The sequence below is a fragment of the Terribium retamae genome, from assembly GCF_022347545.1.
Taxonomy (GTDB): domain Bacteria; phylum Pseudomonadota; class Alphaproteobacteria; order Rhizobiales; family Rhizobiaceae; genus Mesorhizobium; species Mesorhizobium retamae.
Genome location: NZ_JAKREW010000014.1, coordinates 54,758 through 71,465, shown reverse-complemented (window position 1 = coordinate 71,465; position 16,708 = coordinate 54,758). Strand labels below are relative to the sequence as shown.

Below are 16,708 nucleotides of genomic sequence, written 5' to 3'. Positions count from 1 at the left end.
CCTGCGCAAGACGGTCTCTTGCGGTTGTCGCGGCGTCATCGGTACGGAATCAATGACCTATTTCAAAATCCGGACCACAAGCTATCCTGCTTCCGATAGCGTTCCTCTCTTGTCGAGGCAGCGCCAGAGCAGAGGGATTCCATGGTGACACGGCGAGCGGTCCCGTTGAGAACGGCAGTGTGGGTTCGGCCATTCATGCCACAAATGGCCTCCTTGATCCTTGCCGCCACCGTAACCGCAGCACTCGTCTCAGGCTGTCAGCGGCAGGAAACCAAAAAGGCCGAAAAGCTGCCGGTTCTGGTCGCGACACAGAAAGCCGAATTGAGCGACTTCGCCGACACCGTATCGCTGACCGGCGTCATCGCTGCGCGAACGCTGAACAATCTCTCTTTCCGCGTCGGCGGCCGCGTGGCGGAGCGGTTGGTGGAAGTCGGCGACCATGTCGACAAGGGACAGGTCCTGGCCCGCATCGACCTGCAGGAGCAGGAATCGGATTTGCGTACCGCGCAGGCAAATCTCGATGCCGCGCAAGCGCAGCTGACGCAGGCATCCGCTGCCTTCGATCGCCAGAAGACCCTGCTTGGCCAAGGCTACACGACACGGCGGGACTACGACCAGGCAGACCAGGCGCTGAAAGTGGCGCAAGGCAGCGTCGAGGCGGCGAAAAGTGCGCTCGCCAACGCCAAGGAAAATCTCTCCTTCACTGAATTGCGCGCCGGCGCGCCCGGCATCGTCACGGCCCGCACGATCGAGGCCGGCCAGGTGGTGCAGGCCGCGCAGACCGTTTTTGTCGTTGCCGAAGACGGCGATCGCGACGCCGTCTTCAACGTCCAGGAAACGCTGGTCGCTGACGTGCATGGCGGCACGCCACCGCCTGTCACCGTGGCGCTGCTTGCCGACCCTAAAGTCACGGCACTGGGAACCGTGCGCGAAATAGCCCCGGTGGTCGACCCGGCGTCGGGATCGGTGCGGGTCAAGGTGGCCATTCCCGACACGCCGCCAACGATGCCCTTGGGCGCGGCCGTGGTCGGCAGCGTCAGCGGCAAGCACGGCCAAGCGGTGACATTGCCCTGGCAGGCGCTGACCTCCAGCGACGGCAAACCCGCGGTATGGGTGGTCGACCCGGCCAGCAAGGCAGTAACCATCGCGCCCGTCACCGTGCTTGCCTATGGCACCGCCACTGTCGTCATCGGCGAAGGGGTGAAGGCAGGCCAGACGGTCGTCACCGCCGGCGGCCAGTTGCTCAGTCCCGGCCTCGTCGTCGAAACCGCGGAGACGGCAAAATGAGACGCCTCCTGCTCTTCGTCGCCTTGCCAACCGCCGCGTTGCTGACGGCCTGCTCCCAGAAGACCGGCGACAAACAGCCGGAAGAAGCGCCGCGGCCGGTTCTGTCCGTCGTGGTTCAGCCACGCGCGGCTCAGACTTTCGGCTTCGCCGGCACGATCGAGCCACGCTACAGCGCCGCTCTTTCCTTTCGCCTGCTCGGCCGCGTGGTCGCGCGCGATGTCGATGTCGGCGACACGGTGTCGAAAGGCACGACGCTTGCAGCACTCGACCCGACCGCACTCGATCTTTCCGTTCAGGCCGCCAAGGCCGAGCTCTCCAACGCGGAGGCGCAAGCCGCCAATGCCAATGCCAGCGAAGAGCGCATGCGGCAGCTTTTGGCTTCCAAGAACGCCTCGCAGGCGGTCTATGACGCGGCCCAGCAGGCAAAGCTGGCGGCCAATGCCAATGTCGAACGCGCCCGTGCTTCGCTTGCCAAATCGGAGGAACAGCTTGGCTATGCCCGCCTTTTCTCGGATTTCGATGGAGTCGTGACCGCGGTCGGCGCAGAGGTCGGACAGACCGTCTCACCCGGGCAGATGGTCGTCACCGTAGCACGCGCCGACGCACGCGAGGCAGTGGTTGATATTCCAGACTGGCTGACCGGCGACCTTGCCGCGGATGCACCGTTCGAGGTTTCGTTGCAGTCGCTGCCGTCGATCAAGACCCAGGCCAGGCTGCGGGAAATGGCACCGCAATCCGACGATTCCACGCGCAGCCGCCGCGTCAGGTTGTCCCTTGTCGATCCGTCCGACGCCTTCCGCATCGGCTCGACCGTAACCGTCACGCGGGCCACGACACTCAAGCCGGCGATCGAGCTGCCGCTGTCCGCGCTGCTGGAGAAGGATGGCAAGACGCAAGTCTGGATCGTCGACGAGAAGACAGCCAGCGTCGCCCCGAAAGATATCCAGGTGGCCGCCCGCACCAACGGTACCTTCACCGTAGCGGACGGGCTGGACGCCGGAACCCGCGTGGTGACCGCCGGTGTGAATAGCCTGACGCCCGGCCAGAAGATCAAGTTGCAGTAGGAGCGGACACGTGCAGCGTTTCAACCTGTCCGACTGGGCCCTCGAGCACCGCTCGCTGGTCTGGTATTTCATGCTGGTCTTCATCGTGGCCGGCATCTTCTCCTACATCAATCTCGGCCGCGAGGAGGACCCCTCCTTCACCATCAAGACGATGCTGATCCAGGCGAACTGGCCGGGGGCCTCCGTCGACGAGCAGGCCAAGCAGGTCACCGATCGGATCGAGAAGAAACTCGAGGAACTCGACAAGCTGGATTTCACCCGTTCGGTCACCACTGCCGGGCGCACCATCGTCTTCGTCAACCTCAAGGACAACACCAGGGCGCGCGACGTTGTGCCGACCTGGGTTCAGGTCCGCAACATGATCGAGGACATCAAGCCGCAGTTCCCGCAGGGTGTGCTCGGGCCTTTCTACAACGACCGTTTCGGCGATGTGTTCGGCAATGTCTACGCTTTCACATCCGATGGGCTTTCGCCCCGGCAGTTGCGCGACTATGTCGAAAATGTCCGTACCGAAGTGCTCACGGTGCCGAATGCCGGCAAGGTGGAGTTGATCGGCGCCCGCGACGAAGTGATCTATCTGGAATTCTCCACCCGCCAGATCGCCGCGCTCGGCCTCAACCAACAGCAGATCATCGCCTCGCTGCAGGCGCAGAACGCGATTGCGCCGTCCGGCGTCATCCAGTCGGGGCCCGAACAGGTCAGCGTGCGCGTCACCGGCCAGTTCACGTCCGAAGAGAGCCTGCGCGCCATCAATCTGAGGGTGAACAACAGCTTCTTCCGCCTCAGTGACGTCGCCACCATCACGCGTGGCTACACCGATCCGCCGGCCTCGCTGTTCCGCTTCAATGGCGAGGACGCGATCGGGCTCGCCGTCGGCATGAAGCCCAACGCCAACCTGCTCGAATTCGGCAAGGCGCTGGAACACAAGATGGAAGAGGTGAAGGGCGAATTGCCGATCGGCGTCGGCGTGCATCTGGTCGCCGACCAGCCATTGATCGTCGAGGAAGCGGTGTCGGGCTTTACGCGGGCGCTTTTCGAAGCGGTGGCCATCGTGCTCATCGTGTCCTTCGTCAGCCTCGGCGTGCGTGCCGGCTTCGTGGTGTCGCTGTCGATCCCGCTGGTGCTGGCGATCACCTTCCTGGTCATGGCCTATCTCGACATCTCGCTGCAGCGCGTTTCGCTGGGCGCCCTGATCATCGCGCTCGGCCTGCTGGTCGATGACGCCATGATCGCCGTCGAGATGATGGTGGCCCGGCTGGAAGCGGGCGATCCGCTCAACAAGGCGGCGACTTACGTCTACACGTCCACGGCGTTTCCGATGCTCACCGGCACGCTGGTGACGGTGGCGGGCTTCATTCCTATCGGTCTCAATTCGAGCGCCGCCGGCGAATACACCTTCACGCTCTTCGTCGTCATCGCGGTCTCGCTGCTGATCTCATGGATCGTGGCGGTGCTGTTCGCGCCGCTGCTCGGTGTCACTTTCCTGCCGGCGACGATGAAGAAGCATCACGATCAGCCCGGCCGCTTCACCATGCTGTTCCGGCGCATCCTGGTGTTGTCGGTTCGCCGGCACTGGCTCACCATCATCGCCACCATTCTGCTGTTCCTTGCCTCGCTTGGCGGCCTAACCCTGGTGCAGCAGCAATTCTTCCCGGCGTCCGACCGGCCGGAACTGATCGTCGACTGGAACCTGCCGCAGAACAGTTCGATCGCCGAGACACGCGCGCAGATTGAGCGTTTCGAGAAGATGGCGCTGGTCGGCAATGAGGACATCGACCACTGGAGTTCCTATGTCGGCCAGAGCGCGGTCCGCTTCGTGCTTGCCTATGACGTGCAGCCATCCAATCCCTATTACGGGCAGACCGTCATCGTCACTAAGGGGGTCGAGGAACGCAACCGCGTGCATGCGGCGATCGACAAGCTGCTGCGCGAAGAATTCGTCGGCACCGACACCTTTGTGAAGACGCTGGAACTGGGCCCGCCGGTCGGCCGGCCGGTGCAATACCGCGTCAGCGGCCCGGATGTGCAGAAGGTCCGCAGCCTCGCCCAGGATCTCGCCGGCCAGATTTCGACCAACCCCAAGCTCGCAGCTCCGAATTTCGACTGGAACGAACCCGAACGCGTGCTGAAGGTCGACGTCCTGCAGGACAAGGCGCGCCAGCTCGGCATCACTTCGCAGGACATCGCCTCTGCGCTCAACAGCGTGGTCGGCGGCGTCACCATCACGCAGGTGCGCGATGCGACCTATCTGGTCAATGTCGTGGGGCGTTCGCGTGAAACCGAACGCGGCTCGCTGGAAACACTGAAGAACATGCAGCTGCCGACCGGTACGGGCGAATCCATCCCGCTCGCGGCGGTGGCCAATTTCGACTACGCGCTGGAGCAGCCGACGATCTGGCGGCGCGGCCGCATTCCGACGCTGACGGTGCGGGCCGGCCTGGTTGGCGATGCCTTGCCGGATACCGTCGTCAACGAGTTGAAGCCGACGGTCGACGCCTTCATCGCCAAGCTTCCGGCCGGCTACAGCGTCGCTACCGGCGGTTCGGTCGAGGAAAGCGCCAAGAGCCAGGGGCCGATCGCCGCCGTAGTGCCGCTGATGCTCTTCGTCATGGCCACGATCCTGATGATCCAGCTGCAGAGTTTCCAGCGCCTGTTCCTGGTCGTGGCCGTGGCACCGCTGGGGCTGATCGGCGTGGTGGCGGCAATGGTACCATCCGGTTCGCCGATGGGTTTCGTCGCCCTGCTTGGCGTACTTGCGCTGATCGGCATCCTGATCCGCAATTCGGTGATCCTGATCGTGCAGATCGAAGACCTCGTCAAAGAAGGCAAGGATCGCTGGCTGGCGGTAATCGAGGCGAGCGAGCATCGAATGCGTCCGATCGCACTCACAGCAGCCGCCGCATCACTGGCCCTGATTCCGATTGCGCGCGAAGTGTTCTGGGGGCCGATGGCCTATGCCATGATGGGCGGCATTATCGCCGGAACCGCGATCACCCTGCTTTTCCTGCCGGCGCTCTATGTCGCCTGGTTCCGGCTGAAAGAGCCCAAGGCGGCGGAGGAACCCGCAGCGAACTGAGATCGGCTCGCCTCTTCACAGGTCTAACTCGCGCGAACGAGCGGCAGGAAAATGCGGTCGATCCAGGCTGTGCGCAGGTCCGGCGGCGGCGGCGCAAAGTTCATGACAACATGTTCCCGGAAGAGCGACCCCAGCAAGGTGTCGACGGGTGGAACAAGCTTTTCGCGCGCGACCTCGCCGCGCTGCACAGCGCGGTCCAGAATGGCCGGCAGCACAGAGCCATTGCCCTGGATGAGAGCGGCGCGCAGATCCTTCGGCGCCGAGGCCGCTTCTGCGAAATATTCGCTTGAGAACAGGGTGAAGACGGCTGCTATGCCCAATGCGCGCTTCGAGGCTCTCTCCAGGAATTCCAGCAATTCGGCGCGCAGATCGCCTCGATCCGTCACATTCATCGGATATTTCGCGATTTCCCGTCGGATAGCGGCGATGGTGAGCGGCACCTTGCCCTCCCAGCGGCGTGCAAGCACGGGACGGCTCGTACCGGCCCGCTCCGCAACGGCTTCCATCGTCAGTCCCGCATAACCGCGCGCGCTCAATTCAAACCAGGCTGCCTCCAGGATCGCTTGTTCCAGATCGGCGCCCCGCCGTCGTCCTCCCATAAAATCCCAACTCCAAATAAGGCTAAAATAAGATGCATTCATGCATCTTGACTCGCATTAGAAGACCCGAATAGATGCAGCATCGCATCTTAAATTCGGAGTTCCATCGTGACAAGTTTCTGCAGCTCGCAGCCGCGAGCCGTTTCCCTTGCGCGCGCCTCTCTGATGCCGCCAAGCTCGGCAAACAAGGCCAAGTCCGCCATCGATCTTCACGCGGCAGCCCTGTTTCTGGGCATGTTGAAACTGCTTCCCTTGAAACCTCTCTCTTTTGCGCTGCCGTTCCTGGCGGCAGGGTGCGCGTCCGTTCCCCTGAAATCCGCCGGTACGCTGGCTTCCTATGACAGGCTGGGTTCACCGAAGGGCACGTTCTCGAAATCGCGCATCTATGTCGATGCCAAGGCCCTGGCCCCTGTGAAGACGGTCGCCATCGTTCCAACCACGCTCGCTCCCAACGCGTCCTTGCGTGTGAAAAAGCAGGAAGATCGCGCCCTCGTCGCGAATGCTCTCGACCGCGAAGTCTGCCTTGCCTTGAGCGAGAAGTTTCTTATCGTCCCAAAGGGCCAGGTTGCCGATCTCACCGTCCGAGCCGTCGTCACCGATCTCGTCCCGACCGACAAAACCATCGCCGGCGTGGCGACGGCAGTGACCTTCGGCAGCAGCGTTGCCGGCTTGCCGGTCAGCATTCCGCGTCTCCCCTTCGGGCTGGGCGGGCTTGCGATCGAAGCGGAGGCCCTCGACGGCAACGGCGTTCAGCGTGCGGCGATCTTATGGGCGCGCGGCGCCAATTCGATTTCAAACAAACCACGTGTGTCCGAAGTCGGCGACGCCTACAGCCTCGCAACCAAGTTCGGCAACGAGTTCTCGCGTATCCTTGTCACGGGCCGCGAGCCCCGCACGATCGACCTGACGCTGCCGTCCCGCCACCGCGTGCAATCCTGGCTGGGGGGCAAGCCGAAGTATAAAGTCTGCGATTCCTACGGCCGCGCTCCAGGCCTCCTGGGCGCCGTCGCAGACAAGTTTGGCGCTCCACCCGAATGGACGGACAAGGGTGCGAGAACCGCCGCACCGTGAAACGCTCAGGCGATCTTGCCGAGCAGGCGCAGGAACTGCGCGGCTTCCTTCTGCGTCAGCGGCGTCAGCGTTTCCTCGGTGATCGTTTTGGCCAAGGGGATGAGTTCTTCGACAGCTTCACGTCCGGCTGCGGTCAGCGATACCAGAAGCAGCCGCTTGTCGGTGTCATGCTTCTGGAGGGAGACATAGCCTCGCGACTTCAGCCGGTCGATAACGCCCTTTACCGTGGCAGCGTCCATGGCGATCATCTGGCCGAGCTGGTTCTGCGAGGTCTCGCCGATTTCATAGAGTCGCGCCAACGCAGCGAATTGCGGCGGCGTCAGATCCGCAATGCGTGAGGCAAAGATCGCCACATGGCGCTGGTGCGCTTTGCGCAACACGAACCCGACCTGGTCCTGCAACCGATAGATGCCGTCCGGCTCGTCGCCGACCAATGCCAGTGGTGTCGTCATCGCTGACCGTCCCAGACCTTGATGTCCTTGGCCTCCAGCCCTGCCATGCGATTGTGGATGCGTGGACCACAGGTCATGACCAGGCAGAACAGGATCTCGTCCGACCGGGGGCCGTCGGCGATGCCGACTTCCATAGCATCGAAATGCGAACGTACGTAAGACGCGTTGATATGGCCGATCGGCACATCGAGACGTGCGCCGAAAGCCCCGACCTTCTTGGCTGAAGGCACGATCGCCTTGGCTTCGCCAAGCCGCTCCCGCATCGCGTAGCCGCCCGGCACATGCCAGAGCGCACCATGCTCGAGTTCGCCGGCGCTGCCGACGATGGCGCCCTTGCCGTAGCCGTCGATGACATGGGCGTCACCGCCAAGTGCCGCGATCAAGCGATCGGTGAGAATGAGGCCAAGCGGCTTCAAATCCTCCATCGCGCTCTGCAATTCTTCCACATAGCGCCCCGCAAACGGGTTCTTCACCAGCGCCATCGCCGCAGCGCGGCGACGCGGCACGTTCACCACCGGACCGCCATCATGGACGATTTCCTCGGTGAGAACCGCGATCTTGCGAATGGGGAATTCAGGCATGGACGAGATCCTTGGTTTGGTCGGATGAACGCAGCCGATCGCTGCGAAGGTCAGGGAAATTCCCGGCGAGAACGTTCGCGCCGTTGAGGAACAGCGCTGCCGCCGTGATCAGCCCGCGTTGGCGATAATCTTCAGCGACCATCAGGCCGGCCTGCAAAGCTTGGGCGGTTTCCCGAGGCGATATCATCGAAACCTCGACTGTCACAAGCCGCGTGCCGAGATCATTGTCCGGGGCAAGTTCGAAGGCGGGTTGTCGTTTGATGGCGGGATTGCCGGGCAGGTCGACGGCATTGGCGATCAGCGTCGCGGCGGCATCGGCGGCTGCTCCGGAAGATGCCAGGACAGTCACCGCATCGGCGATGCCGAGCGAAAAAGATCGACCGCGCCAGCCGCTGGTGGCGATACCACGAACGCTGTCTTCAGCGCGCACAAGAACGCGATCCGCAAAGCCGTGGCCGGTCCCTGCAATCGCCACCGTCGTCGATTGACCCAGTGCCAGATACAGTGCGCTGTCGCCGCCATTGTTGACATAAGCGCGCTCGAGCCTTCGCCCTGCAATCATCGCGGCCAGCATTTCGTCGGCGACCGAGCCGGCAACGGCGGCCATCGGCGTGACGAACCGTTCGGCCAGCGGTGAGACGGCGGCTTCCATGCGCCGCGCGGTCGGACCGGTGAAAACACGCTGAGCGGCGGCGGCGGGACGCCGCAAAGCCGGCAATTCTTCAACGAGTTCGGACAGGATGGTCTGAAACCGACCGACGGCCTGTTCGTAAGCTGCCCGCACCTCGACTGCATCGCCAAAAGCCTCGATGACGAGATCGATCGGCCCATGATTCAGATGCAGCCTTCGGCCGTCGGCCAGCCAATGCGCCTGCGGCTCGTTCATAGCTCGCCCCGATTGCGCTTGAGTTGAGCCAGCGGCGGCCAGGGGTTCACGCCGGATGCTCCGGTATTGCTGCGCGGATTGAGATATTCGCCGCCGCGCGCGAAAAGATCGGCGAGGTCGCGGATCTCGGATTCGTAGCCACCCAACTTAAGATAGTCGTCGCGGCGCAGGGTGAATTCGATCGGTGCCACCAAGGCCGGCGTCGGCACATAGCCAAAGGCGCCTTCCGGCACCCGACTGACATCGACCATCAAGGTGATGCCGCCACCCGGCCAGACATAGACGGGCGCGCCGCCGACGGTGACGTAGGTGTCCAGGCGCTGCACGGAACGCGTGAGATTGACCGGGTTCTCCGTGACGCCCGCCCTGAGGCTGCCGCCAGCGCCGCCGACGAACAGCACCGTGCACAGCGCCGGTTCGCAATTCTCCTCGATGAGCGACACCGATTTCAGCAACCGTTCGGGGAAGGGTTTTTCGACGGGCTTCAGGTCTTCGTCCAGCTCGTAATAGGCAAACTGCTCGCCGGTGGTGGAAACCATCAGCAGCGACAGGCCGGGCCGCGCACCCTTCGCGCCGTTCCATGGACCGAGAATTGATAACGGGTCGTCGATGGCGGTGCCACCCCAGCCGAGCCCGGGTTCGGAGACCTTGAAATAGCGACCGGGAGTGGAACGGCGGCCGACGATGCGGATACCTGTGTCGGACCAGCCAAGCACCTTGCCGGCCTGATGTTCGGAAACCACGCCGGTGATGTGATCGTCCACGACGACGACCTCGTCGACCAGTCCGCGCCATTGCGCGGCGAACATCCCGATCGTGGCCGAACCGCAGCCGACCCGCATGCGATGTTCGAGTTTGCCATCGATCACCGGGGCCTTGCCCGCCTGCACGACGACGGGGGCGCCACCGTCGATGGCAAGTTCCACCGGCTGTTGATTGCACAGTGCCAGCAACGCGTCGCAGGTAGCGCGCCCTTCCGCCTTGGAGCCGCCAGTGAGATGATGCACGCCACCGAGCGACAGCATCTGCGAGCCATATTCGCCGGTGGTGACATGTCCGATCGCCTCGCCCCCTGCGCGCACGGTTGCCGTCTCGGCACCGATATGGCGGTCGGTATCGATCTTCACCTTGACGCCGCAGTAGGAGAAGATGCCCTCCGTCACCACGGTGACGAGGTCTACCCCCTCCACCTCCTGGCTGACGATGAACGGCGCCGGCTTATAGTCCGGGTAAGTGGTGCCGGCGCCGATCGCTGTCACGAAACGCCGGCCGGTGTTGACGAGTTGGCCGGACCACGCCTCGCCCTCGGCGACAAAGGGCACCACGGCCTGGCCGGTTTCGGCAGCGTGGTCCAGAATGGTCAGTGGATCGAGCCGCACGATGCGGCCCGCCCGGTTGCCGTAGCGATCGCAGGCGCCGGTGCGGCCGTCGGCGATGTAGCACATCACCGGGCAGGCATCGCAGCGGATCTTCTCGGCAACCTGCTTTTCGCCGGCTTCATGCGTGTCGAAACGTTCGGCGAGTTCGCTCAACGGCCCGCCTCCTTGATCGCAGCCAGGATACGCGACGGCGTCGCCGGCACCTTAGTCATCATCACGCCGGTGGCGTGGCGGATGGCGTTGAGGATCGCGGGCGCCGTCGGAATCAGAGAATGTTCGCCGAGCCCCTTGGCCCCGGAGGGTCCCTCTGGATCGGGCACCTCGACCAGGATCGTCTCGATCGGCGGCACATCGCCTATGGTCGGGATGAGATAGTCGTGCAGGTTCTCGGTGCGGCCGGGGATGTATTCTTCCATCAGCGCCATGCCGATGCCCTGGGCGATGCCGCCTTCGATCTGTCCTTCGGCCAGCATCGGGTTGATCGCCCTGCCGACATCATGCGCAGCAGTGATCTTGATCAGCCGCACAGTGCCGAGGCGCATGTCGACCTCGAGTTCGGCGAGCTGCGCGCCATAGCCGTAGACGGCATAAGGCTTGCCCTGCCCCATGGCATCCAGCGGAGAGGTCGGCGGATCATAAGTCTCTTCGGCACGAAAGACGAAGCCGTCATCATCCGCCGCCAGTGCGGTGAGTTCGACGCGGCGGGTGGCGTCGCCCTCGCGGATAAGCAGCAGGCCGCAATCGAAGGAAAGCGTGGCGGCATCGGAGACGTTGGCATGGCGCAGGATGTGCTCGCGCAAGGATCGTCCCGCCTTTTCGGCGGCCTTGCCTGTCACGAAGGTCTGGCGGGACGCGGATGTCTTTCCGGCATCGGGGGTGATCGCAGTGTCTGCGCTTTTCAGCTTCAGGCTCTCCAGCGGGACACCGAGCGCATCTGCGCAGATCTGGGCGATGACGGTGTTGGAACCCTGGCCGATGTCGACTGCACCTTGATGGAGGACGACTTCGCCCGTCGGCGCAACGCCCAGTTTGATGGTCGAGGGATTGGGCAGCGAAGTATTGCCGCAGCCATACCAGCAGGAGGCGACACCGACACCACGCCGCAGTGCGCGGCTCCCTACAGGATCGCTGGCGTTGAACGCGTCGGCGTCCGCCAGCGCACGCACCCAATGCGGTTCGAGAGCCTCGAGACAGGCCCCGATGCCGACACCGGCTTCCAGCTTTTGGCCGGTAACCGTTTCCGAGCCGTCGCGCAGGCAGTTCTTCAAGCGAAATTGCAGCCGGTCGATGCCGAGCCTGTCTGCCAGCTGATCGTAAAGCGCCTCCTGCATGATCGTTGCCTGCGGTACGCCGAAGCCGCGAAAGGCGCCTGAAATCGGACCGTTGGTGTGGATGGCTCGCCCTTCGGCCCGATAATTTGGCGTGACATAGGGGCCCGAGGCATGCACCGGCACACGGTTGGCGACCGTCGGGCCCCAGCTGGCATAGGCGCCCGTATTGAAATCACTCTCGAAGCGCATGGCAGAGATCGTGCCATCCGCTGCCGCGCCCACCTCGGCTCGCATGATTGCCGGGTGGCGCTTGGTTGTCGCCATCATCGAGTCCGAACGAGAGAAGGTCAGGGCGGCCGGCCGGCCCGTCTTCAGGGCGACCAGACCAATCAACGGCTGAACGGAAATGTCGAGCTTTGAACCGAAACCACCACCGGTGGCCGTCGGCACGATACGCACCTTATCCGGGTCGAGCCCGAGAACACGCGCGGTATCGTCACGGTCCATATAGGGCGCCTGGGTACAGGCGATGATGACGAGTGTGTCGCCATCGAGATAGGCATAGCCAGCCTCGGGCTCGATATAGGCATGCTCGACATAGGACGTTTCGATGGTCGCCGAGGCGATAACGGGGGCAGCGGCAAGAGCTTTGTCGGGCTCGCCCCGCTCCACGAACCCCTTGGTCAAAAGATTGCCGGCGCGATCCGGATGGATGGCCAAGGCATCTTCTGCCCGGGCTTCATTCGCCGACAGCAGATGCTGCGTCTGTGTCCACGTCACCGGGAAATCGGCGAGGTCGAGATCGGCTGCAACAGCCCGTTCGGCCGCAACCAGCGCAACCGCCTCGCCACGGAAGCGGACAACGCCTTCGGCCAGTGCCGGCTGGTCGGCGAAGGCCGGGATGACGCCGAAGAGGTTCCGCCCCGGAATATCGGCTGCGGTGAATATGCCGACGACGCCGGGATGCATTGAGCGCCAGGCTCCGAGATCGCCGAATGCAAAACGCGCGTGATGGTGAGGTGAACGCACCACCAGGGCAGTCAAGGCGTCCTCGGGAAACGCATCGGCACCAAATTTTTCGACGCCTGTGACCTTGGGCACACCGTCAAGACGCACGGGCGAGGAACCAACCGCCTTGCCGGCAGCCGGCATGCGGAAGTCGATGCCGAGACCTTCGTGTCGCCTGGTCGCCTCGTTGCGGGCTGCATCCAGCACCGCGGCAATGATCTTCCGATAGCCGGTGCAACGACACAATATGCCGCCGAGCGCGTCGCGCACGTCGGCTTCGTCGGGTTGCGGATTTTTCTCCAGCAGCGCGGTGGCAGTCACCAGCAAGCCAGGCGTGCAGACGCCGCATTGCGCGGCACCATGTTCGAGAAACGATGCCTGCAAGGCAGACAGCCGACCATTGGCCAGGCCTTCGACTGTCGTAACCGTCGCCCCGTCAATCGAAGCGACCGGCGTCAGGCAGGCGCAAACCGGCTGGCCGTCGACAAGCACAGTGCAGGCCCCGCAATCCCCGGCGTCGCAACCGACCTTGGTTCCCGTGAGTTGCAATTCGTCGCGCAAAACGGACGACAGCCGGCTGACGGGTGAGACGGATAGGATCGCCTGTGCGGCATTCACCTGGAAGGCTATGTGCTGGCGCGCCATACTCATGCCGCCACCTCTGCCCGGGACGGTGAGCAGGCTGTTGCCTGGACCGCGCGGGCTGCGATTTCGCGGGCTGCATCCAGCCGATATGCGGCGGAACCACGCACATCGTCGATGGGCGCAAGTTGCGGCATCGCCGCGGCCTTGACGATATCTGCTAGCGGATCATGCAGCGTCCGACCGACAAGTGCGTGCTCGACATCCGGCAGTCGCGTCGCGACAGCCGAACAGGCGCCGACGGCGATTGCCGCGTGCCGAATGATGTCGTCTTCAATGACCAGCCGGACAGCCGCCATGGCGATCGAGATGACGAGATACCGCCGCGCACCGAGCTTGACGAATGCCGAGGTTCCGGAGGCGCTGGTCCTGGGCACGCGGATAGCGGTGACCAACTCGTCCGGCCGGCGCGCGGTGCGGCGGTTGCCAAGGATGAAATCGGCGAGCGGGACCTGACGGGTGGCTTGGGCCGAGCGCAATTCCACCTCGGGATCCAGAACCAGCAAAGCGGGGACTCCATCCGCCGCGGGCGAAGCGTTGCAGAGATTGCCGGCCACCGATGCGACATTCTGAATCTGCGCTGAGCCGATTTCGCGTGCAGCTTGCTTCATGGCATCGAAGGCTGGGGGCAGCGACCGGCCGATGATATCCGTCCAGGTCGTGCGAGCGCCGATTGACCAGTGTGTTTCATGCTCGACAACGCCACGCAGCATGCCGATGCCGTTTATGTCGAGGATGTTCTCACGAAGTGGCCGGGTGCCCTGCGCAGGGTAGAAGTCGGTGCCGCCTGCAAGCACGCGCCACGATGTTTCGCCAAGCAGCGCGAGCGCTTCGTCGAGTGTGGCGGGTTTCGCGTAACGGATCACGCCTGCCTTCCCGGTTCCTCCCGAAGGAGGCTTTCTCCCCTTGGAGCGCCTTCCGCTCCAACACTTCGATCGGCCGGTGCATCGCCGGCAAATTCATTCGTATGCAAATGATATCAGTCGCACCGGCTTTGTCAAAGCGGGCGGTATTCGAGACCCGACTTTGACGGCTCGAGCTTTAGAAGGTTGACGCGAGCGACCTTCTGATTGAGTTTCTCCACCCCGGTCGTCGAGGACGTATTTTCGACGCGCCTAAGCGACCTTCTCCCAGAGCGGTTCACCGTTTCACAGAAACGGCGTTCCCTCTATTTCTTTTTGATGCAATTCCGGACGGAAACCGCTCCACACCTTTCCTGGAATTGCTTTGGATGCCGAAAGGGAATCTCATGGCGGATGAAGCGTTGATCGTCGTCGATCTGCAGAACGACTTCTGCCCGGGCGGCGCCCTCGCCGTCATCGGCGGTGACGAGATCGTGCCTCTGGTCAACGACCTGATCCGCAACGCCGAGCATGTGATCATGACGCAGGACTGGCATCCCGCCGGTCACTCCAGCTTCGCATCCAGCCATCCCGGCAAGCAGCCCTTCGAGATGATGGAGATGCCATACGGCCCACAGACCTTGTGGCCGGATCATTGCATTCAGGGTAGCCTCGGCTCCGATTTCCATTCCGGCCTTGCCTGGAGCAAGACCGAACTGGTCATCCGCAAGGGCTTCCGCCCAGGCATAGACAGCTATTCGGCTTTCTTCGAGAACGACCACACGACGCCGACCGGACTTGCCGGCTACCTGCGTGAACGCGGCATCGAAGCCATCACGCTCGTTGGCCTGGCAACGGATTTCTGCGTGGCTTTCTCCGCGCTCGACGCTGTCAAGCAGGGATTTGCAACGACGGTGCGTCTCGATGCGTGCCGCGGCATCAATCTGAACGGTTCGCTCGATGCCATGCTCGCCCGCATGCGCGACGCCGGCGTGAAACTGGTCTAGCGGTCGGGTAAAGACGAAGAGGTAAGGCGTTTCCGTGAAAACGGAAGCGCTTCAGGGTCAGTGTTTCGGGCGATCGGTTGAGGGGCGGCGTGCATTTCATAAAAGTCTTCACCGCGGCAGGGCTGCTTTTCGGTAGCGCGATTCCCGCTTTCGCCGAGGAGGGCTTGCCCGGCGCTACCATGTCCCTCTGGTGGGCGCTGCCATTCGCCGGGCTGCTGCTGTCGATCGCCAGCGGCCCGCTGCTTTTCCCTCATGTGTGGGAGCATCATTACGGAAAGATCGCTGCGGTCTGGGCTGTGCTGGTCATCGGCCCGCTGGCCGCGGCTTTCGGTGCGGACCTTTCCGTCAATGCGGTGCTGCACGCGCTGCTCACCGAATACATGTCGTTCATCATTCTGCTGTTCGCCCTGTTCACCATTGCAGGCGGCATTCTCGTTGCCGGCAACATCCATGGCACGCCGTGGACCAATGCAGGTCTGCTGCTGATCGGGGCAATGCTCGCCTCGGTGGTCGGCACCACCGGCGCTTCGATGATCATGATCCGGCCCGTCATCCGCGCCAATGACAACCGGCCATTCAATGCCCATGTCGTCGTCTTCTTCATCTTCCTGGTTTCCAACATCGGCGGCTCACTGACGCCCCTCGGCGACCCACCGCTGTTCGTCGGCTTCCTGCGCGGCGTCGACTTCTTCTGGACGACGGCAAATCTGTGGCGGGAGACGCTGTTCGTCACCGTACTGGTTCTGGTCGTCTTCCTGGCATTGGACTTCTTCCTGCACTGGCGTGAGGAAGGCCAGCCGAAGATCAAGGATCCGACGCCGCATTCCAAGGTGCGCCTGCGCGGCCTGCCCAACCTGCCGTTGCTCGCCGGCGTGATTGCCGCGATCCTGCTCTCGGCTTCGTGGAAGCCGGGCATCGATATCCCGGTGTTCGGGGTGACGCTGGGACTGCAGAACTTGGTGCGCGACGCGATCATCCTGGCTCTCGCCTTCATTTCCCTGGCGGTCTCGCGCAGCGAATATCGCAAGGCCAACGGCTTCGCCTGGGGACCGATCGCCGAAGTGGCAAAACTCTTCGCCGCAATCTTCATCTGCATCGTGCCGGTGATCGCAATCCTGAAAGCGGGAACCGACGGCGCCCTCGCCCCGCTGGTTGCCCTGGTCACGGGAGCGGACGGAACCCCCAACGATCTCGCCTATTTCTGGCTGACCGGCGCGCTGTCGTCTTTCCTCGACAATGCGCCGACCTATCTCGTCTTCTTCGAACTGGCCGGCGGCGATGCGCGCCATTTGATGACGGAGCTGGCAACGACGCTCGCCGCGATCTCGGCAGGCGCTGTCTTCATGGGCGCCAACACCTATATCGGCAATGCACCGAATTTCATGGTCTACGCCATCGCACGTCACCAGGGTGTCAAGATGCCCGGTTTCTTCGGCTATATGCTATGGTCGGGCGCGGTGTTGATCCCGACTTTCATCCTCGCCGGGTTTGTCTTCTTCCGGTGAGGCTGTAGACCAAGCACAGGACGGCATTGCCACGTCGT

At 63.3% G+C, this 16,708-nt stretch carries 13 protein-coding genes; 6 read left to right on the top strand and 7 right to left on the bottom strand.

Features of this window, described 5'->3' with window-relative positions:
- Positions 1 to 204 precede the first annotated feature (204 nt).
- From L4923_RS15640 to L4923_RS15630, 3 genes are read left to right on the top strand one after another with little or no spacing between them, the layout of a single operon-like run.
- Positions 205 to 1,287: an efflux RND transporter periplasmic adaptor subunit gene (locus L4923_RS15640; RefSeq protein ID WP_239366667.1), complete on the top strand. Its 1,083-nt coding sequence runs from the start codon at positions 205 to 207 to the stop codon at positions 1,285 to 1,287.
- On the top strand, positions 1,284 to 2,351 hold the full coding sequence (locus L4923_RS15635) for an efflux RND transporter periplasmic adaptor subunit (RefSeq protein WP_239366665.1): 1,068 nt from the start codon (positions 1,284 to 1,286) through the stop codon (positions 2,349 to 2,351). Before L4923_RS15640 ends, L4923_RS15635 begins: the two co-directional genes overlap by 4 nt.
- 10 nt (positions 2,352 to 2,361) lie before the next feature.
- Complete coding sequence (locus tag L4923_RS15630; protein ID WP_343303370.1) at positions 2,362 to 5,427, top strand: efflux RND transporter permease subunit; 3,066 nt, start codon at positions 2,362 to 2,364, stop codon at positions 5,425 to 5,427.
- Between the two features lie 23 nt (positions 5,428 to 5,450).
- Here L4923_RS15630 and L4923_RS15625 read toward each other — a convergent pair whose 3' ends face one another.
- Positions 5,451 to 6,026 (bottom strand): TetR/AcrR family transcriptional regulator, encoded by a 576-nt coding sequence (locus tag L4923_RS15625; RefSeq protein ID WP_239366662.1) that lies wholly within the window; start codon positions 6,024 to 6,026, stop codon positions 5,451 to 5,453.
- A 234-nt stretch (positions 6,027 to 6,260) separates the two neighbouring features.
- Between L4923_RS15625 and L4923_RS15620 the strand changes: the two genes are divergently transcribed.
- Positions 6,261 to 7,097, top strand: coding sequence for a DUF3313 domain-containing protein (locus L4923_RS15620; protein WP_239366760.1), 837 nt, complete (start codon positions 6,261 to 6,263; stop codon positions 7,095 to 7,097).
- A 5-nt stretch (positions 7,098 to 7,102) separates the two neighbouring features.
- Here the strand turns inward: L4923_RS15620 and L4923_RS15615 are convergent, their stop codons facing one another.
- Genes L4923_RS15615 through L4923_RS15590 form a run of 6 tightly spaced genes read right to left on the bottom strand, consistent with a single transcriptional unit; the run spans position 7,103 to position 14,182 of the window.
- Positions 7,103 to 7,549, bottom strand: coding sequence for a MarR family winged helix-turn-helix transcriptional regulator (locus L4923_RS15615; protein WP_239366659.1), 447 nt, complete (start codon positions 7,547 to 7,549; stop codon positions 7,103 to 7,105).
- Entirely contained in the window at positions 7,546 to 8,130 is a 585-nt protein-coding gene (locus L4923_RS15610) for an amino acid synthesis family protein (protein WP_239366656.1), read from the bottom strand. Before L4923_RS15610 ends, L4923_RS15615 begins: the two co-directional genes overlap by 4 nt.
- The gene (locus L4923_RS15605; RefSeq protein ID WP_239366653.1) at positions 8,123 to 9,016 is read right to left on the bottom strand and encodes a UPF0280 family protein; all 894 of its coding nucleotides are present in this window, start codon (positions 9,014 to 9,016) and stop codon (positions 8,123 to 8,125) included. The genes L4923_RS15610 and L4923_RS15605 overlap by 8 nt, the downstream gene beginning before the upstream one ends.
- Positions 9,013 to 10,548 carry a 6-hydroxynicotinate reductase gene (locus tag L4923_RS15600; protein ID WP_239366650.1) on the bottom strand — a complete coding sequence of 512 codons (1,536 nt, stop codon included), beginning with the start codon at positions 10,546 to 10,548 and terminating at the stop codon, positions 9,013 to 9,015. The genes L4923_RS15605 and L4923_RS15600 overlap by 4 nt, the downstream gene beginning before the upstream one ends.
- Positions 10,545 to 13,325, bottom strand: a complete 2,781-nt coding sequence (locus L4923_RS15595; protein ID WP_239366647.1) for a molybdopterin-dependent oxidoreductase — start codon at positions 13,323 to 13,325, stop codon at positions 10,545 to 10,547. The genes L4923_RS15600 and L4923_RS15595 overlap by 4 nt, the downstream gene beginning before the upstream one ends.
- Positions 13,322 to 14,182, bottom strand: a complete 861-nt coding sequence (locus L4923_RS15590; RefSeq protein WP_239366644.1) for an FAD binding domain-containing protein — start codon at positions 14,180 to 14,182, stop codon at positions 13,322 to 13,324. The genes L4923_RS15595 and L4923_RS15590 overlap by 4 nt, the downstream gene beginning before the upstream one ends.
- A gap of 383 nt (positions 14,183 to 14,565) precedes the next feature.
- Between L4923_RS15590 and pncA the strand changes: the two genes are divergently transcribed.
- Entirely contained in the window at positions 14,566 to 15,165 is a 600-nt protein-coding gene (pncA, locus tag L4923_RS15585) for a bifunctional nicotinamidase/pyrazinamidase (protein WP_239366759.1), read from the top strand.
- A gap of 98 nt (positions 15,166 to 15,263) precedes the next feature.
- Positions 15,264 to 16,670 (top strand): sodium:proton antiporter, encoded by a 1,407-nt coding sequence (locus L4923_RS15580; protein WP_425530958.1) that lies wholly within the window; start codon positions 15,264 to 15,266, stop codon positions 16,668 to 16,670.
- Positions 16,671 to 16,708: the final 38 nt, after the last annotated feature.